The organism is Emticicia sp. TH156, from assembly GCF_002855535.1.
GTDB lineage: Bacteria > Bacteroidota > Bacteroidia > Cytophagales > Spirosomataceae > Emticicia > Emticicia fluvialis.
In genome coordinates this window covers 633,776-652,526 of the sequence record NZ_PKRS01000001.1, presented here as the reverse complement: position 1 = coordinate 652,526, position 18,751 = coordinate 633,776, and the positions used below count along the sequence as shown (strand labels likewise).

The 18,751-nt window shown below is 43.4% G+C and carries 11 protein-coding genes; 2 read left to right on the top strand and 9 right to left on the bottom strand.

Translation table 11 applies throughout. From position 1 onward, the window contains the following. Window positions 1-3: 3 nt before the first annotated feature. Window positions 4-1,110 carry a DNA polymerase III subunit delta gene (locus C0V77_RS02810; protein WP_101724776.1) on the top strand — a complete coding sequence of 369 codons (1,107 nt, stop codon included), beginning with the start codon at window positions 4-6 and terminating at the stop codon, window positions 1,108-1,110. 13 nt (window positions 1,111-1,123) lie between these two features. After that, window positions 1,124-2,068, top strand: coding sequence for a hydroxymethylbilane synthase (gene hemC / locus C0V77_RS02805; protein WP_101724775.1), 945 nt, complete (start codon window positions 1,124-1,126; stop codon window positions 2,066-2,068). 74 nt (window positions 2,069-2,142) lie between these two features. Here hemC and C0V77_RS02800 read toward each other — a convergent pair whose 3' ends face one another. The 9 genes from C0V77_RS02800 to recG all read right to left on the bottom strand — a co-directional run bounded on the left by C0V77_RS02800 (window position 2,143) and on the right by recG (window position 18,688). Continuing rightward, window positions 2,143-4,785: an AAA family ATPase gene (locus C0V77_RS02800; protein ID WP_101724774.1), complete on the bottom strand. Its 2,643-nt coding sequence runs from the start codon at window positions 4,783-4,785 to the stop codon at window positions 2,143-2,145. Window positions 4,786-4,799: 14 nt separating this feature from the next. Next, window positions 4,800-6,023, bottom strand: a complete 1,224-nt coding sequence (locus tag C0V77_RS02795) for an exonuclease SbcCD subunit D (RefSeq protein ID WP_101724773.1) — start codon at window positions 6,021-6,023, stop codon at window positions 4,800-4,802. Between the two features lie 109 nt (window positions 6,024-6,132). Next, window positions 6,133-7,653: a GH3 auxin-responsive promoter family protein gene (locus tag C0V77_RS02790; protein WP_101725038.1), complete on the bottom strand. Its 1,521-nt coding sequence runs from the start codon at window positions 7,651-7,653 to the stop codon at window positions 6,133-6,135. Between the two features lie 120 nt (window positions 7,654-7,773). Beyond that, window positions 7,774-8,655: a glycerophosphodiester phosphodiesterase family protein gene (locus C0V77_RS02785; protein ID WP_101724772.1), complete on the bottom strand. Its 882-nt coding sequence runs from the start codon at window positions 8,653-8,655 to the stop codon at window positions 7,774-7,776. A 78-nt stretch (window positions 8,656-8,733) separates the two neighbouring features. Beyond that, window positions 8,734-10,962, bottom strand: a complete 2,229-nt coding sequence (locus C0V77_RS02780; RefSeq protein WP_229236184.1) for a DUF5916 domain-containing protein — start codon at window positions 10,960-10,962, stop codon at window positions 8,734-8,736. 111 nt (window positions 10,963-11,073) lie between these two features. Beyond that, entirely contained in the window at window positions 11,074-12,264 is a 1,191-nt protein-coding gene (gene porV, locus C0V77_RS02775) for a type IX secretion system outer membrane channel protein PorV (protein WP_101724771.1), read from the bottom strand. A gap of 103 nt (window positions 12,265-12,367) precedes the next feature. Then, window positions 12,368-15,805 (bottom strand): type IX secretion system sortase PorU, encoded by a 3,438-nt coding sequence (porU, locus tag C0V77_RS02770; protein ID WP_101724770.1) that lies wholly within the window; start codon window positions 15,803-15,805, stop codon window positions 12,368-12,370. Window positions 15,806-15,809: 4 nt separating this feature from the next. Continuing rightward, window positions 15,810-16,511, bottom strand: coding sequence for a SprT-like domain-containing protein (locus C0V77_RS02765; RefSeq protein WP_101724769.1), 702 nt, complete (start codon window positions 16,509-16,511; stop codon window positions 15,810-15,812). 71 nt (window positions 16,512-16,582) lie between these two features. Continuing rightward, a complete protein-coding gene (recG, locus tag C0V77_RS02760) occupies window positions 16,583-18,688 on the bottom strand; it encodes an ATP-dependent DNA helicase RecG (RefSeq protein ID WP_101725036.1) in 2,106 nt (701 codons plus the stop codon). Between the last annotated feature and the right edge of the window lie 63 nt (window positions 18,689-18,751).

Here is an 18,751-nt window from a genome sequence, read left to right as displayed (position 1 = left end):
ATCATGCTTTTTCGCGAAATCACAGGTCTTGAAGATATTAAACAGTCGCTTATTGGTACTGTTGCCAATAACCATGTGGCGCATGCTCAGTTATTTCATGGCAATGAAGGAACCGCCAACCTGGCGCTGTCGCTGGCCTATGCTACGTACATTAATTGTGAAGACAAACAGTCTGACGATGCCTGTGGCCGTTGTGCCAGTTGTTTAAAAATGAGTAAACTGGCACATCCGGATGTCAACTACATTTTCCCCACTGCCGGTGGCAAAAGCGTACTATCAGAAAACTTCATGTCTCAATGGCGTTCATTTGTTAATGAAACGCCTTACGGTAACTTACCCGACTGGCTGGAGAAAATTGGGGTAAAACAAGGAAATATACCTGCTGAGGAAGCCCGACAGCTTATCCAGAAGCTTTCGTTGAAATCGTACGAAGGAGGCTACAAGATTGTAATTATATGGCAGGCTGAATATCTCCACAACACTACGGCCAATGCTTTGTTGAAGATTCTGGAAGAACCACCAGAGCAAACCTTGTTTTTGCTGGTAGTAAACAGCATGGAGCGATTACTGACAACCATTATATCTCGCACTCAGAGGGTGGCTGTCAGAAAATTTACAGAGCAGGAAATTATCAGCTACTTGTTGAAATACCGCGACATGCCCCATGAAAGGGCAAAGCAGATTGCTTTTCTTTCGGAAGGCGATATGCACAGTGTGCTTGAGATGATAGACAAGGCCGAAGATAATGATCATGCCTGGTTTGCAAACTGGATGCGGATGTGCTACGCGACTAATGTGTCGAAACTGGTACCAATGGCCGATGAGTTTGATACCAAAAGCAAAGAGCAGCAAAAAGCAATGCTTGAATATGGCCTGAGCTTGTTCAGAGAAATATTTTTATATACCAACGGTGGTGAAAGCCTGGTAAGGCTTGAGAATGAAGAGCTGGTTTTTGTGCAGCGATTCTCTGCCGCTATTAACCTCAGTAACCTGGAGCAGATAACCGAGCTATTCAGCGAAGCACATTACCATATAGAGCGCAATGCCCGGGCAAAAATACTTTTTTTAGATATTTCGTTAATGATTGCCCGCTTAATGGCAAAAGCATAAAAAGTAAACGTACATGAAAATAAAAATTGGCACCCGCGGAAGCAAACTGGCGCTATGGCAGGCGTATTATGTAGAAGATAAGCTAAAAGCCAAAGGCGTAGAGACCGAGATTGTAATTATAGAAACCAAAGGTGATAAAATATTAGACCGCTCTTTGTCTAAAATTGGTAGCAAAGGCGTTTTTACGGAAGAACTGGAAGACCAGCTACGGAGTGGTGAAATAGACATTGCCGTTCATTCTGCCAAAGATTTGCAGTCTGAGTTGCCAGCAGACCTTGAGATTATTGCCTTTACAGAACGAGAGCTGGTAAATGATGTGCTGGTGAGCTTCAATAAGAATCTGTCTTTACAAAGTGGTGAGCCATTTGTAGTAGGTACGTCGTCAACCCGCAGGGTGGCAATGCTGAAGTATTACTATCCGCATATACAGGTGGTAGATATGCGCGGAAATTTACAAACACGCCTGCGCAAACTGGAAGAAAAGCAATGTGATGCCTTGCTGCTGGCTTATGCAGGTGTACACCGGATGCATTATGATGACCTGATAGCTGAACACCTGCCACTTGCAGAGTTTGTACCGCCGGTAGGGCAGGGGTGTGTCGCCATTGAGGCATCAAAGACGCTGGCAGAAGAAAAACGCCTGATGATTGGAATGTTAATTAACGATGCCCAAACCCAGAAATGCCTTTTGGCAGAAAGGGCCTATCTGAAAAAATTACAGGGGGGCTGTTCTATTCCGTCTTTCGGTAAAGCATCTTTAGAACCTAACGAAAAAGGAGGCTTGCATTTGAAAATGACAGCCGGGCTGATAAGTCTTGACGGTAATAGACTCATTAAAGTAGTAGAAGAATCAACTGTGGACGACCCCGAAGCACTGGGTATAAAAGTAGCTGAACGCGTTTTGGCAGATGGCGGCAATGAAATACTGAGAGAGATAAGAAAGAAACTACAGAATTAAAACGAGGGCCTATTCTTTGCGGATAGACCCTCGTTTTAATATATTCAAGATAAATTTCGCTTGATTTGGAGTTTTTACCAGCTTTTTGAAACCTTGCTGCCGTCTTCGGTATTTTCAATTTTCAGGTATGTCTGAATCTCCTGTTGTAATTCTTCTACGTGCGATATAATACCTACAATACGGTTTTCTTTGCGCAAAGACTTAAGGGTTTCAAAAACAATCTGTAAGGATTCTTTGTCAAGAGAGCCGAACCCTTCGTCCAGAAAGAAGAAATTATGGCGCGACTGCACCCGGTTATGAATATTATCTGCAAGTGCCAGGGCCAGCGATAAGGCAGCCTGAAATTTCTGCCCTCCGGAGAGGGTCTTTAGCAATCGGGTTTTGCCGCCGTTCAGCAGGTCTCTCACCTCAAAATCATTATCGGCATTTATTTCCAGGTGCAATTGGTGGCGTGTCATACGGTGGAAACGCTCATTAGCTGCATTGGCTAGGTTTTTCAGGTAAATGCTCGACACAAAATCAACAAACCCATTGGCTTTGAATAGCTTTTGCAGGGTGTCAAGGTTGTCTTTTCTTATTTCAAGTCTTTTCTTTTCTGCGGTAAGCAGTTGCCTGGTTTTCAGGTTTTCAATAGCGCTCTGAATCTCTTTTTCAAGCCTGCCTTCTTCTTTCTTCAGATCATTAAACCGGGTTTCACTTATCTTAATGGTTTCTTTTATCTGGGTGTGTGCTTCTGCATCATATTTACGGCCTTCGGTATCTTTCAGCAATTGCTCCAGGGTTTGTTCGGTAGCCTGTAAATCTGTCTGAAACGCCTGAATCTCCTGTCGTTCTTTTTCAATCATCAGGTTTTGTTTCAGTATTTCCTGCACTTCTGCCTCAGTCAAAAAACCATCCTGTTTCAATTGCAGGTTAATGCTATGCTGTATGGTTTGCAAAGCCTTTGTCTGTTTATCAAGATTGGCCAGCAGCGTTGTCAGAACCCCCTCAGTTGTTTTTATCAGCCCTTCTATCGAGCGGTGTTCTATATCCAGACGGGTAAAGCTTTCAATAATTCTTTTATGCTCGCTTTCTGCTTGTATTTGTTGGGTTTCTATGTCTGCAATGCCAAGGGAATCATAATCAGACCAGTTCAGAAATTTTAACTGACCTGAAAATACTTCTTTCTGTGCTTCAAACCCGGCAAGCTGTTCGGTGAGTTTAGATAGCGCCTTTTCATACGAGGTTCTATCAGCATTTTCTTTTTCAATTTGCGCAAGGGTATTTTTAATTCTGGCTTCTGCCTGTTCTATTTCGGTTTTCAGGCTTTCTTTCTGGCTAACAACCAGGCTGATTTTTACATCAAAGTCTTCATGAGAGCTAAGAATTTCAGGGTGATGTACTGAACCGCAAAGCGGACAAGGCTCGTTGTCTTTCAGCGCGTCAGCAAATTTCTGTAACGATTTCTGAACCCTAAGATGCAGCAGTTCCTCATCCAGCTTTAACTCGGTTTTTTGTTCTTTCAGTTCGGCTTTTCTTTTTTCCAGGTTTTGCTCCAGTATATGTTTATCCTGCAAAAGGCCTTGTATGATCACTTCTTTGTTTTTTATTAATTCTTTGCCTTTGGTTATTCTTTCTTGTAGGGTGTTTTTATCTTTTTCAATTGTCTTCAGACTTTTGATAGTGTTTAATTCTTTGGCTTTCTCGATGTATTCTTCTCGTTTTTCATAAAAAGGCTTAATTTTATCCAGTTCTATAAGAATGGACTGAAAGCGCGATTGCTTGTCAGCCAATGTGGCCCGATTAGCGTTTATCTCGTTTTTTTCACGATTATATTCTTTTTCTTTTATCGTTTTCTGGTCAAATAACGATTTGAAATTCAAAACACATTTTTCATAAAGTTTCAGTTTTTCTTCCCGCATTTTAAACCATTTCTCTTTTTCTTTCAGCAGCTCATGCCTGCGGGTAGTGGCATTCAGGTTGGAAAACAACTTGAGCAGTTCGTCCTGCTGCTTTTCTTCATTGCGTTTTAGCAAAAGTTCTGCCTCCAGACTTTTGCTCAGCTCTTTTTTTAACTGTAGCTCCTGCTCTTGCTGAGCAATGCTTTCGGGAGTATCTTCGCCTAAACTTAATAGCTGGCCTTCTATTCTTTGTAATTCCTGCAGATTCCGTTCGGTCAGGCGCTTGTTTTTTTCGGCCAGGTCAAAACGTTCAAGGCCAAAAAGCACTTTCATCATTTCTGAGCGGTCCCGGCCTTTCAATTCTATAAATTCCTGAAAATTGCCCTGTGGAATTATGACTGTCCGACGGAAATTTTCATAGCTTAAACCAATGGCGTTTTCTGTTACATCCTCCAGCGATACCGGCATCCATGTCTCATTAAGCCACTGATAGGCCTTCCGTTCTACTTTTACTTCTTTAAAGTTTTTGTTGCTTCGTTTACCTTGCACCACAAAGCGATACTTAGTGTCGTCTTTTCCGGCGAGGCAGGTAAACTCAATGAACAGTTCGCTGGAACTGAGATTGGTCATATTATAATAGCGCTCATCGCCCGATTTATTCAGGCGTTCTGTATCGCCATAAAGTGCAAAAACAATGGCTTCCAGTATGGACGACTTACCACTGCCAACAGAACCGAAGATACCAAAAAGCGTGGCATCTGTAAGGTTGTAGAAATCAATCTCCTGCAGGCTTTTGTAAGAGTAAAGCCCTTTAATTTTAAGATATTGCGGAATCATACTTTCAATCGGGTTTACTGTTCTTCTCCTTCGGCAAGTACTTCTTTCAGCAGCAACATCAGTTCTTCTGAAACCTCCTGTCCTTTTTTGCTTTTAAAATATTCTTCAAACAGCTTTTCGACGCTCATGGAAAGGTTAATTTTTGAAGCCTCTGAAGTGCCGTCGTTCAGGCTTCTGATTTCAGGTATTATCTGAATCAGGCCATCGTGGGTATCCAGCAAACGTTTTTTTTCTGTGGCTTCCAGATACTTGTCAGACACTATCGTGAGCTGCACCAGGGCATGCGGGTTTTCTTCCAGCCAAACCAGTGCATCATCAATGCTTTCGAATCTCTTGCTCAGTAATTGTTTGCCTTTGGTGAGTGCAATGGGCTGATAGCTGCTTAACCTGCCTGCCTCGGCCTCAATTAAAACTACATATTTGGTTTGGTTGGCTTCTGAAAAACTATAGGCCAGCGGACTGCTCGCGTAAATTACCGGCGCAGGTACTGTATCTATTACCTGATACCGGTGCAAATGCCCCAGTGCCACATAATGTACTTGTGCCGGTACGTTTTCTGAATAAATAACCGAAGCGCCACCAATATGCAGAATCGGTCTTTCGTCTTCCGGCTCTTCGGGCATTACCCCGTCTTTTTTCATAAAGAAAAGGTGAGTGGCCAGCATATTAAAGCCGTTGTTGTCGAGATATTCGTCGGCCAGTGTCTGCCAATGGTTTTGCAGATGTGCACGAAGGGCCCCGTCTGTGTCTGTTAAGCCCAAAAATGTTTTCAGGCGTTGTTCATTGGCGTAAGGCGTCAATAAAATACGAAGGGGGAAATCATTATCGGGTATTTTAAGTTCTACAAAACCATTATCGACCTTCGTTAGCTCAAGCCCGGCTTTGGTCTTAAAGGGTTTTACCTTCATGTTAGGAAAGCCCGCAAACAGAATACCACAGGCACGGGCCAGGGCATCTGGCACCTCAATTCGTTCGGGCGAGTCATGGTTGCCTGCAATGGCTATTACAGCACGGCTACCGTTGTCTGACAACCGGTGAAGCGTAGAATAGAGTAATTCCATCGCCTCAGACGACGGGTTGAAGTTATCGAACAAATCTCCCGCTACCACAACGGCATCAACGGCTTCACGCTCGGCAATCTCACAGATTTCCTGCAACACTTCCCGTTGTTCGTCAAGCCGATGGTAATTATCGAGCCTTTTCCCTAGGTGCCAGTCGGCAGTATGTAAGATTTTCATGGGTTGTTATGGTTACAGCGCAAGCACAGGTAGTTTTTTATAAGAATTAAAAAAAGCCACTCAATTACAAAATTAGTGGCTTCAGTAAGCATTACAGTAATTACTGCCATCAACTTTTTACCATATCAAGTATATCATCTATGTACTCGCGCGAATTACTCAGGCGCGGCACTTTGTTTTGCCCGCCAAGCTTACCACGCTTCGACATCCACTGATAAAAAGTGCCGTTTTCTACAAAATGTACCTTCGGCGCATGCAGTGCCATGTCTTTATAGCGTTTGGCATCGTAATCAGAATTTACCTTTCGCAGGGTTTCGTCCAATATTTGCACAAACAGGTGTTCATCAACCGGTTTTTTAGCAAATTCTATCACCCATTCATGGCAGCCTTTGTTGCCTTCGCCCATGTAAACCGGGCCGGCGGTATAATCAACCATTGTGGTGCCGGTGGCCTGGCAGGCTTCTGTTATGGCTATGTCTGCATTTTCAATTACCACTTCTTCGCCAAAAGCATTAATAAAATGTTTCGTACGGCCGCTTACCTTTATTCTGAACGGATATTTTGAAGTAAACTTAACGGTATCGCCAATTTTATATCTCCACAGGCCAGCATTGGTCGATATCACCAGTGCATAGTTTTTATCCAGTTCAACCTCGTCCAGTAAAATTGTTTTCGGGTGGTCTTTGTCCCATTCTTCCATGGGTATAAACTCATAGAAAACGCCGTAATCAAGCATCAAAAGCATTTCGCCTACCCGGCTTAGTTCATCCTGAATGGCAAAAAAGCCTTCTGATGCATTGTAGGTTTCCATATAAGCCACCTGGTCAGAAGGGAAGAATTTTTTTCTGAACAACTCTCTGTAAGGCTGAAACGCCACCGCGCCATGCACAAATACTTCAAAGTTTTCCCAAACCTCAAGCATGTTTTTCTTTCCGGCGCGTTCCATAATATTTTCAAGCAACACTACTGTCCAGGTGGGTACGCCAAGTATACTGGTTACGTTTTCCTGCGAGCAAATTTCTATCATCTGCTCCATTTTTTCTTCCCAGTTTTCCATCAGCGCAACATCAATAGGAGGAGTACGTATGAAATCGGCCCAGGTGGGCAGGTTTTTCATAATCACTGCCGATATGTCGCCTGCCTGTGTATTAGGATTAAACGGATTTTTATGGAGTGCACCACCGATAGACAATCCTTTACCCTCAAAAAGCTTTGTTTCGGGGCGGTTGTTCAGGTACAGTGTCATTACGTCTTTACCGCCTCTGTAGTGGCAGTCTTCCAGCGACTCTTCAGAAACCGGCAGGAATTTGCTCCTGCTGTTAGTTGTACCTGACGATTTGGAGAACCATTTGATATCAGATGACCACAGAACGTTCTGCTCACCTTTCAGTACCCTTTCAATGTAAGGGTACAACTCTTCGTAGGTCGAAACAGGAACCCTTTCCTGAAAATCCTTTATGGTTTCAATACTGCCATAGCCATATTTAAGACCCCATTCGGTAAAACGGGCGCTTTCTATCAGTTCATGAAAGATACGTTGTTGGGTTTCAATAGGATATTGCAAAAACTCTTCAATACGCTCTATTCTTCTCTTGATAAAAAAACCAAGTATATCGTTTAAAATGCTCACAACATTTATAAATTCTGGATTACTGTGTAAATTATGTAAATTTCTTTGCTTGTACGTAATTTCAAAAATCTTGTTTTTTAAATCAACACAATGCCGGAGCAATTGTTTGCAATAACACCATTACAAGCTTTTTGCCCTGTCAGGGTAGTCGGTTATTACGCCATCACAGCCCAGCGCCTTTATTTTTTCCATGTCTTCTCTTTTGTTAACCGTCCATGGAATCACCCTTATGCCCAAATCGTGCAGTTGTTTTACTCTTTCAGTAGTTACTTGTGTAAAATAGGGGCTCCAGATGTCGGGCTTAAAGCCCAGCTTATCCAGATTCACCTGTACATCGTTATTGGCGCGGGGCTCAATGAGCACAGCAACGGCAATTTTTTTGTATTTACCGGCCAGTGTCTGGGCATTCCAGTGTTTCAGAACGTTGTAGTCAAAGCTCTGCATGTTTACTCTTTCTAAAGGCAATTCTTTCACAATTATTTTATAAACCAGATCTGAGAACTCAGCTACCTCTGGCTGGGTTTTGCCTATTTCTTTTTCGCTGCTTTTTATTTCTATATTATATTTTACCGGGGGCAAGCCTTTTTGCCTGGTATATTTTTCTATTTCTCTTATCATTTCTGTCAGCAGGGGTTTGTGCGCTTTCATTTTTTCCTGCTCAGGAAATCCTTTGTTGCCACGTACCCCCACATCATATTTTTTTATTTGCTTGTAGTCCATCTGGTACAGATTCCCCTGGGTTTCTTTAGTTATATATATGCCGTCGGGGTCGGTGGTAATGTCAGGATTAAAATAGGTGTCGTGCGAAACCACCACTTTTTTGTCTTTAGAGATGACAACGTCCAGTTCAATGACATGGGCACCCAGGTCAATTGCTTTTTTGAACGAAGGAATGGTATTTTCGGGCAGAAGACCCCGTGCACCACGGTGGCCTTCAATTTCAAATGGGGTAGTTTGTGCCATTGCTAAAACCGGAAACAATAAGAATAATAAGGCTTTCATGAGTTGTTATGATTGAATAGTAATAAGCAAATCTGGTTTGGCAGACAGGTGATAGCGGTTCATTATGACCACTTAAAATCAGATGTTCCACCAGTAAGTAAATTTAACAACCAGGCTGCGGTTTCTGACCTGAAAAGTATCAGAAAAATAATTGTCGGTATAAACCAGAAACAGGTCTGATGCCGGGCTGTAACGCCATTGCAGACGGGTATTAATATTGAAATTGTTATTCTGGTTGTTAAACTGTACAAAGTTAGTCAGGAACAATTTATTTGTAAAGGTAACATCGATTTTCGGACCCAACAGCCACAGATTATATTGTTTATTTATTAATTCTTTAGGCAGAACGGGGTCTTGCTCAAACGCCAGGCGGTTATAATTGGCGCTCATGGTAATGGCCACAAAAGGCTGGAACCGATAACCCACCTCTCCGTTTAAGCGCAGGCGAGTTCCGTTAGCATAGTAGCCTCCATAACGCGTTGAAACCAGATAGGTAAGCAATGCTTGGGGTTTGGATGTATAATCAAAACCGAAAGAATCCCATTTGTGTTCACTTCCCGCTGGTAAAAACACCCGGGCATAATTGGTGGGGTCAAAAGCGCTTAACAGTTTTACATAATTATGCGCACCCCAGATAAACAAGGTGTTGGTCTTTCTGAAATTGATTTTATAGCCAATCAGTTTTTCGTTTTCTGTTTCCTGCGTAAAATCTTTTGTAAAGTAATGGGTAAGCATAACAGTTGGCCCGTGGCTTAGAATGGTTCCTCCAGCCTTCGGAAACATCAGATAGGCAATCTGGGGGTTCAGTTTGCCATAGTTAATGCGAGGAACATACCCAACCTCAGCCGAATAACTGTATCCTACGCGTTCTGCCTGTATACCCGTTACCCATTTTTTAGAGGTATAAAGAATATTACCGGCAAAAACATCGTCGTTATTTTTAGTATTGGGGGTAAAAGAAGTTAAATAGAGTAGTTTACCCGTCCAGTCATTTTTTTTTGAGGCCAGATTGTATTCAATACCCAGGTTGCGGTTAAACTGTGTAAGTCCGTTAAGTTTAACAAGAGAGTCTGAAGTGTTGCTGTAGTTGAGGGTTTCTTTGTTTACCATCATGATGGCGATATTTGAGCGGGCAAACATTCGGCGTTGCAGGGCTATGACACCGAAATTCTGAGCAGGTACTCCTACGTCATTTTTTCCGGTTTGCATATCCATAAAGCCAATCCGCCAGTCTTTATTGAGCTTGCCGCTCAAACGGACTCCAAAGTTAATAGGGGCATTTAAACCTATTCGCCGCGAAAAAAACGGACGGATGTTCTGGTAGCCGAAATTGGAGAATAAATCGCCGTTTTCAAGAAAAAACTGTCTTCTTTCAGGGAATAATAGCTCAAAACGGTCGAGATTGGTTTGCTGCTGGTCAACTTCAACCTGCGAGAAGTCGGGGTTGACAGTCAGGTCAAGATTTAATGAGGAAGTAAGCCCTATTTTGGCATCAAAACCTATGTCTCTTCTGAATTTCGTGGGCGAGTTGGTCTCCTGATTTGCCCTTACCCCCCCAAGTGCATACGGAATAATAGAAATGTTTGAACCCACCTGTGGTGGGGCTTCGTCCCACACCAAAGAGGCGGTGTATGCCAACGATGCAGTAGGGAACTGCCGTGGAACAGGCGCCCAGGCAGATTTCTCAGTAGTTTTTAAGTCTAGCCGGCTGAAATTAACGCCCCAGCGGGTAATTCCTTTTTTATAGCGCAGAGTTTTAAACGGTATTGCGGCCTCCCAAACCCATTTGTCGTCGTCATATTTTACTTCAGAAGTCCACTTGTTCTCCCAGCTCAGGTTGGCCGAGCTACCATTATACAAGAGGCCGTCCCATTGCGCACCATGTGCGTTGGCGCCAAATGTAAAGCCGTTGGTCTGGTCGTCAAAAGTATCAATAAAGAGCAGGTCGTTGTCATTTTTTCCGAAATTAAAATCCCGCTTCAGCGATTCAACCATATAAGGCCCCGGTACTTTTTCGTAGTTTATAAACAGCACATAAAGGTTTTTATCGTCATAGGTCATCTTCACCTCTGTTCGTACAAAGGCTTTGCTGGTATCCATAGGTAGCACCTGATGAAAATCAGAGGCCAGTTGTGCTTCTGCCCAGGCTCTTTCATCTGGTATGCCGTCTATCCTGACGGGTGATGTGGCACGATGAATACGGTATTCTATTTTATCGTTTTTCTTTTGGGCGAAGGCATGGGAGAGAAAAACAAAGCTGCATAGGTAAAAGATAAAGTAAAAAGGTTTTGTAAAGCTAGGTTTCAAAGTATTAAAAGAGGTTATAAGGTTGAAACAGTAAATTTACAAAGCTAAAAACAAAAACCTCACAGATTTCGTAAATCTGTGAGGTTTTTGTTTTACTTACTTTATTTAAGCTTATTCTGAAACTCCGTCAGAAGCGTCTTTGTTTTTCTTCGATTGCATATCAAATATCAAAGAAATACGCCAGGTATTGGCAAGTGCATTACCCTGCGAAACCGGTATAAGGTACGCGAAATCAATGCCATAACTGTTTTTAAGTTTCAGACCCAAGCCTGTGGTAACATATCTTTCGCCACCTTTTAAGGCGCTTTGCAGAAAGTATCCGCCACGAACGGCAAACATGTTATTATACAGGTATTCAACACCAAAAGAGCCGGTAACCTCTCTTAATTCTTCTTTTAAGCCATCAGGCGCATCAGTAAATGATGAGAATATTGCCTGTATAGGGCCTGTTTCGTTGGGGTCTTTTCCTTTTACTATATTTCCGTTGTTGTCTCTTAAAGGAGGCGTTGGTACCAGTAGTTTGTTGACATCAACCATAAAGTTAAACTGGTTGTAGCTGTTTACACGGTAGTTCATGGCGCCACCTACCTTCAGATTTGTAGGAATAAAATATCTGTCGCGGCCATAGCTGATTTTACTGCCGATATTCTGAATCATGGCCCCACCTGAAAAAGCGGCTCCCTTTTCACGGTTTTTTACTGTTGGCGAATCGTTCATATAAAAGAACGAGATGTCGCCGGCAGCGGTATTGGCAGGTTTGCTGGCTACCTGATTAATAGATTGAGACCCAACCAGATTAGAATGAATGTACTTAAGGTTAATACCCATGGCAAAGTCTCTGCTCAGTTTTCTGGAGTACCCTGCCGTGATATTCATGTCTCTTGAATCAAACGTTCCGGTGTTTTCGCCATATTGATTCATAAAGTCAATTCTACCCTGATCAAAATAGGTCATTGAAAAAGCAATAACCTGGTTTTTCTCGAGCTTCTTAAAAATGGCAGCATGTAAAAGCCCCATGTCGTCTACAATGTCTCTCAACCAGGGTGTGTATGAAACGGTTGAGCCCAAATCACGGTCAATGAAAGGTAATTTGGCGCTGTTCCAAAATAATGAGTTCGCGTCAGGGGTTGATGCCACTCCGGCATCGCCCAACGCAGCACCTCGTGAGTCTGGTGAGAACGTGAGAAACGGAACAGCAGTTGAGACCACTCTTTTCTCATTCAGGGGCTTTACCTGTGCTTGAGCTGAAAGAGAATTTATCAGGACTAAACTTGCCAACGTGGCCAATAATTTGCTTTTCATGAGAGCTGTTTTTCATTCCACCCTTTAAGCGGGTACTTTAAAAAATTATATGATGTATCGGATTCCACTGTTTCAAGGCATCAAATATAACAGTTTTTCTTATTTACTTCCAAAATAGTAATTTGCCCGAAGCAGAAGTTTTTCCACTTTTATTCAGAAATCCGGCAGTAATTCTATAAAAATAAGTTCCGCTGATTAAATCGGACGACCTGAGCGTCATCTCTATGTTAAGTTTACCCAGGCAGGCATAGCACTGTTCCTGTTTTTCGTAAATCTTTTTGCCTGTTTTTTCAAATACCTCAATATAAAAGTTAAGGTCTTCGCCGTCGGCGTTATGTTGTATTACAAAACTGGTTGTTTCCTGAAAAGGATTTGGATAATTATAGGTGCTTAGTAGTCTGAATGAGTCATTATCTACTAAAAAAGCTAACGTTGCCTCCGTAGAATTATTATAAGTATCCCATATTTTTAATTTAATGGTGTGTTTACCTGTGGGTAGTTTTCCCAGTGCATATTTCAGTTCGCCTTTCGTATAGTCTGCTGTGTTTGTAAAATACTGATTTACAATTGTTTGTAATGTGTCGTTCAGGGTAAGTAACATTTCATGCCCAATGCCGGCCTGCGACAAATTAATACCGTTTTCATCAAAAATGCTAGCAGTAAGTATATTATTTTTATCTACAAAAAGTTCAATTTCAGGGCCTTTGGTATCTGTGCTGTTTACCGGCGCGCTGCCGCCTACCCAAAGATTAATAAAGCTGCCGATGGCGTCGCTGCTGCTGTCGGCACGAAAGGCATAACAAATGATTTTGCCCTGCCCGAGCTGATAATTTATGTCTTTAGGAACAATGAAGTCTGCTGAAAAAACGCCGTTTTTAATAGCAACCCTGCCCTCATAGATTTTGTTCTGATAAGCCTGATACCTGAATTTATCAGTTTTTTGCCCCAGCGTGCTCAGGATTGAGGGCTTATCAAAAACAGATATCTGGGCATAACCGTTGTAGTCAGCTATCAACTGGTCTGTTTCTGGGTTTCTGACTTCGCCCTCAAGTTTCACCTTTGCCAGTGCTTTTAGTGTTTGGGTTTCAGGGTTCTGGTTATTAATTTTTGTTATAACAACTTTATCTGCAGGGTAGGCCAGCTTCATAGACGGGTCGCCCAGTAGAGAAAAGTTACGGTTATTGACATGGCTTAGCGAATTGTTTTTAGTTATCCTGAACACATCTCCCAGCTTTGTACCAGGGTTTTGTTTACTTAAGACGAAAGCCGAGTAAAAAGCGTTGTTCAACAAAAAATTAGTGTAAGAATAAACAGGCCTGGTGGTGGTAAGCAAACCTATGGCAGCACCTCTCGGGCTTAGCAAGGCAAGCTCGGCACCCGAAACTACAGAAGGGTCATCAAACCGACCGAAAGAGCAGGTGGCAGTCAGAAACAGTGGCATATTGGCCAGGTTCTTCCAGGTATCAATCTGGTCAATGGTTAGTATTTTTTCTTCGGTCCAGCCATCCGGGCCGCCATGGCCACTGTAATTGACAATCAGGCTACCCTCATTTACTGCCTTATTTAATGCTTTGTTGGCATCAGGTGCTATGGTTCCGGTCGAATTACCCACCTGTTTGTAGTTATCAAGATATATTTTGTTGAGAACTACATTTTTATCCTGGGTTTCAAGCAATGCAGCAATCCTGTCGGCGTCTGACTGGTGGATGTTCCCGTCGCCGTCATCGGCTACAAAACTAATTTTTCCTCGCCATTTACCGATGGTTTTATTGTTTTGGGCATAGTATATCAGTTTATCTATGATGTTTCCGGCTTCATCAGGGGTTTTAGCCGGTAGCCTGCCTACACCTATATCAAGCGTATGATTCCCCTGGTTATCCTCTGCCCAGTCGCCTTCATGGGTTTCCAGAAAACCAAAGTAATCGTCTGAGGAAAAACTAAAAACCGGGTTCAGCGATTCCCGGCTTTCATAAGTAGGTATGTAAAGATTGGGATTGACGTAGTTAAACCCGTTATTATTTTTGTAGTCGTAGGTGGCATCGCCAAATAAGAGCAGGTACTTCAGTTTCCCGGGCTTTTTAAGCCATAAAAAACGGGCAAAATCCCTGATGGCGCTTACATCGGGCCTGCCCGATGCAAATTCATTATATACCTCACCGGCAGTAGCTACCAAGACAGAAAGCCCGTCATTCTCGGTTCTGAAATCTGCCAGTCGCTGGGCTTGATTTTTCCATTCAGGTAATGTGATAATCAGCAAATCGGGTACTTCGGCCTCATGTAGATTCTGATTGCCTGTTTTTTCAATGGTATTGGGTTCCAGTAAGTTTTTGTCTGTAAACAGCGCCAATGTTTTTAAGATACCACCCGTTGCCACACCAAAACTAGCCTCTGAACCACTGAGTGTGTAAGGTATATTTTCAGGAGCCTGCGGATTAGTAACATCCCATATTTTTGACTGCGCCGAGGCTTGAGCTACTCTGAAACGACTTGTGGGATTCGACATACTTTCCAAAGACCGCACAAGTGTCTGCGATTCATAAATCTGCAGGTTTCGTTTCGACTGGATTTCGTAGTAATTCAGATAAGCGTTAGCGGTTGATTGCCCCGCCTTATTATAAGCATAAGTAAGTTTTAGAGTGTTACTATTACCAGCAGCGGTTGTGAAAGTAGCCGCACTTTCGGTGCCTTTCAGGTCATAAATTCCTTTGGCATCATACTGGCCGGCTCTAAGGGGTGCAAAAGTGATATCTCCCAGGATGTTTCCGTTGAGTTTCAGACCCAGTTGCGTGGATATATAGGCTGCACCAACCCCGGCAGACTTGATTTTGATTGTAGAGTTAGGCACCAGCCCTTCTATGGTTTCATCAAAATGTACTTCAGTTAGGTTTCCGAGGGGCTCGCCGTACCATTCGCGACCGGAGCCGCCCAGTTCTCTGATGCCGGAGCTGATGAGGTTTTTCTGGTCTGATTCATGAAAACGGAAATCATCAAAAGTAGTGATGGTGGTTGATGCTTCTATGGTTTTTGCATTGCCCACACGCTGGCCTTTGGTATCGGCTATGGTCAGGAAGTAAAAAGTGGTATCGGAATAATAGTTTTGCTGATGGCTGAACTGCTGCTTAGCGGCATCAAAAGTAATGGTATGGGGGCTTTCGGCATAAAAAAGAATGTAGTCTGCTTCATCAAATTTGCCGTCGTTTTCGCCTGCTACCTCAATGGCATTTTCTTTTAGGTCTGTTGGTCTTGCTGTATTGTTGGCCTGCGGTAACATAGCGCCTCCATTGCCATAAAGCCTGATGTTTTGCGGATTAACTTTGCTGATGTCAACCCCGGCCTTTCTTAGTATCCCTGCATTGATTTTATAAACACCCGTTTGCGTAGTTGCAATTTTGTACCAGTCTCCTCTACTTAAAACAGAAGACTGTGCCTGAAGCCCAATACTCGACCAAACACCGATACAGGCAATAAAAAACCGGCTTTTCTGTAAGTAAGAAAAGTTAAGAAACCTGGCCGATATGTTATTGATGGAGGAAAGCAACATCCATTTATTGTTCTTCTATTAAATCAACTCTGGCAGTGGCCAGGATAGTATATCTGCGTCTTGAATTTCGTTCCATGCACAAAACGCGGGTGCGTCTTTTTTCCAGCCTTTGAAAAACAGTATTGCGGAAAGTAAACCATCGGTTATCGGCCACGTCTGATAACAAAACGCCGCTGGGGGGTGTCAGCTCGTGCATTTGTAGTGCTTTTGCCAGCGGGGCATAACTCACCGACGAAGCAGCAGGATTACTCATATATTTGCTTAAGGGTACAAAAACGGTTTCCGGAAAAACACTCAGATTCAGAATGGGGGCCATTAACTGCTGAAAGCTTTTCTTCCATTCTGCCCCATGCGGCTCTATTTTCTTTCGTGTTTTGTTAAGCCAGGCCCGCTGATGCGCAATTTCATGTATATACGTAATTACAAAAGCGTAGGCGTTCAGGTCGTTATTAACGGTTATTTTATGCAGCCCGTCTTTAAATGTATAATTGCCAAAGCATGAACTGCGCGTGCGTGTAATTTTAAACGAGAAGGGTTGCTCTTTCCAGAGTGCCAGACAATAATCAACTGCCTGTGCAGGCACATGCCTGCTTAGCATTTCAAGCATTTTCTGGGCAACTTCAGGTGTGTAAGAAACCGGTAAGGGCGGTATAGGTTTTTCCTGCAGAGCCTTGGTTACTGATTTAAACAATCTTGTAATAGACATGGAAGACACTGTATTTTTTATCTAACAAAATTGTAGCAGCAAATATTTCAAAAAAGTAGAAATTGATACTGCTAACTAATGCGGCTCCAGTTGGTTTCGTTATTGCGCAGATTCAGCAGGTGATGCCTTACGGGGGCATTTTCAGGCTTTTCAATCTCAGGGTCATTATCCAGAATCTCAATGGCGGCTTCACGGGCATATTTCAGTATCTCGCCGTCTTTGGCCAGGTCGGCCACTTTCAGGTCAAGCATACCACTTTGCTGGGTACCTGCCATATCACCCGGCCCACGGAGCGACAAGTCAACCTCCGATATCTCAAAACCGTTATTGGTTCTTACCATAGTTTCAATACGGGTGCGGGTTTCTTTGGCCAGCTTATAATCGGTCATCAGAATACAGTACGACTGCTCAGCCCCACGCCCCACTCGACCTCTTAGCTGGTGCAACTGCGACAAACCGAAGCGATTAGCACTTTCAATCACCATTACCGATGCGTTGGGTACGTCAACCCCTACTTCTATTACCGTTGTTGCCACCAATATCTGCGTTTCCTGATTTTTGAAACGCTGCATTTCATAGTCTTTTTCTTTCCAGCCCATTTTGCCGTGTACAATGCTGAGCGCATATTCCGGAAACGCCCTTGCCACGCTTTCATAGCCATCCATCAGGTTTTTAAATGACAGTGTTTCAGACTCTTCAATCAGTGGATACACTACATATACCTGCCTGCCTTTCCTGATTTCGCTACGCATAAACTCAAAAACCCGCAGGCGGTCAGAATCATACCGGTGGATGGTCTTGATAGGCTTGCGCCCCATCGGCAGTTCGTCTATCACCGATACGTCCAGGTCGCCATACAGAGTCATAGCCAGCGTTCTTGGAATCGGTGTGGCGGTCATTACCAGTATATGCGGTCTGAAATCACGGTTTTTGTCCCACAGCTTGGCTCTTTGCGCTACCCCGAAACGGTGTTGCTCGTCAATAATACAGAGTCCAAGATTTTTAAACTGCACGTGGTCTTCCAGCAAAGCATGAGTACCCACCAGAATCTGAATGCTACCATCAAGAATGCCGTCATCAATAATTTTACGGCCTTTTTTATTGACCGAACCCGTGAGCTCGGCTATTTTGATGCCTATCAAATCGGCAAACCTTTTCAGGTTGGTATAGTGCTGGTCAGACAATATCTCGGTTGGAGCCATCAAACAAGCCTGCGCGCCGTTGTCTATGGCCAATAGCATGGTAATAAACGCCACAATGGTTTTACCACTGCCTACATCACCCTGCAATAGCCTGTTCATCTGCTTGCCCGAGCGTAAATCTTCAAAAATTTCACGGATTACCTTCTTCTGCGCATTGGTAAGGTCGAAAGGCAGGTGATGCTGATAAAACTCGGTGAGCAACTGCGTTTTGGTAAATACCTGTCCGGCAAAATCCTGTTTACGGATAAGCTTCTGCTTGATAAGCCTGAACTGGTTATAAAACAGCTCCTCAAATTTTAAACGGCGGGTAGCCTGCCTGAGCGTCTCGGCATTCAATGGCAGATGAATATGATAAAGCGCATCCTGTTTTGAAATAAGCCTGAACTTCTGAATCAGCGAACCGGGCAGAGTCTCCCGGATATGTGGTCTGGCAGAGCCCAACAGCACTTTCATCCAGCGGCTTATCTGCTTGCTGTCTATGTAGCGTCTCCGTAGTTTTTCAGTCAAGGAATACACCGGCTGAAAATACCCTCCGCGTTCGTTTTCCGGTGTGAGCAGGTCCATTTCTGGATGACTTATCTGCCATTTGTTGCCAAAAACAGTAGGCTTGCCGAACACAATATATTCCCCTTGCAGGCGCAGGGTTTTTTCTAAAAAAGTAAGCCCCTGAAACCAGGTAAGCTCCATCATGCCGGTGCCATCCGTAAACTGCGCCACCAGCCGTTCTTTATTGCCTTCGCCCATTCTGTCCCACGACCGCAACCTGCCTTTAATTTGCGCCGCATTCATGGCCTCGTTCAGCTCACTGATGCGGTGAAACTGGGTGCGGTCTTCGTGCCGGAAGGGGTAATATTCAATCAAATCGCCATAAGTGAAGATATTGAGTTCCTTGTTGAGCATCTCCACTTTCGTAGGGCCTATTACTCTCAGGTTTTCAATTTTTGTATCAAAAAAGGATGTTCTTCGCTCGCTCATGGTATCGAATTTAGCAGTAAGGGCAAAATTGAACAAATTTTTTTTGATTTTTTGCAAAATCTC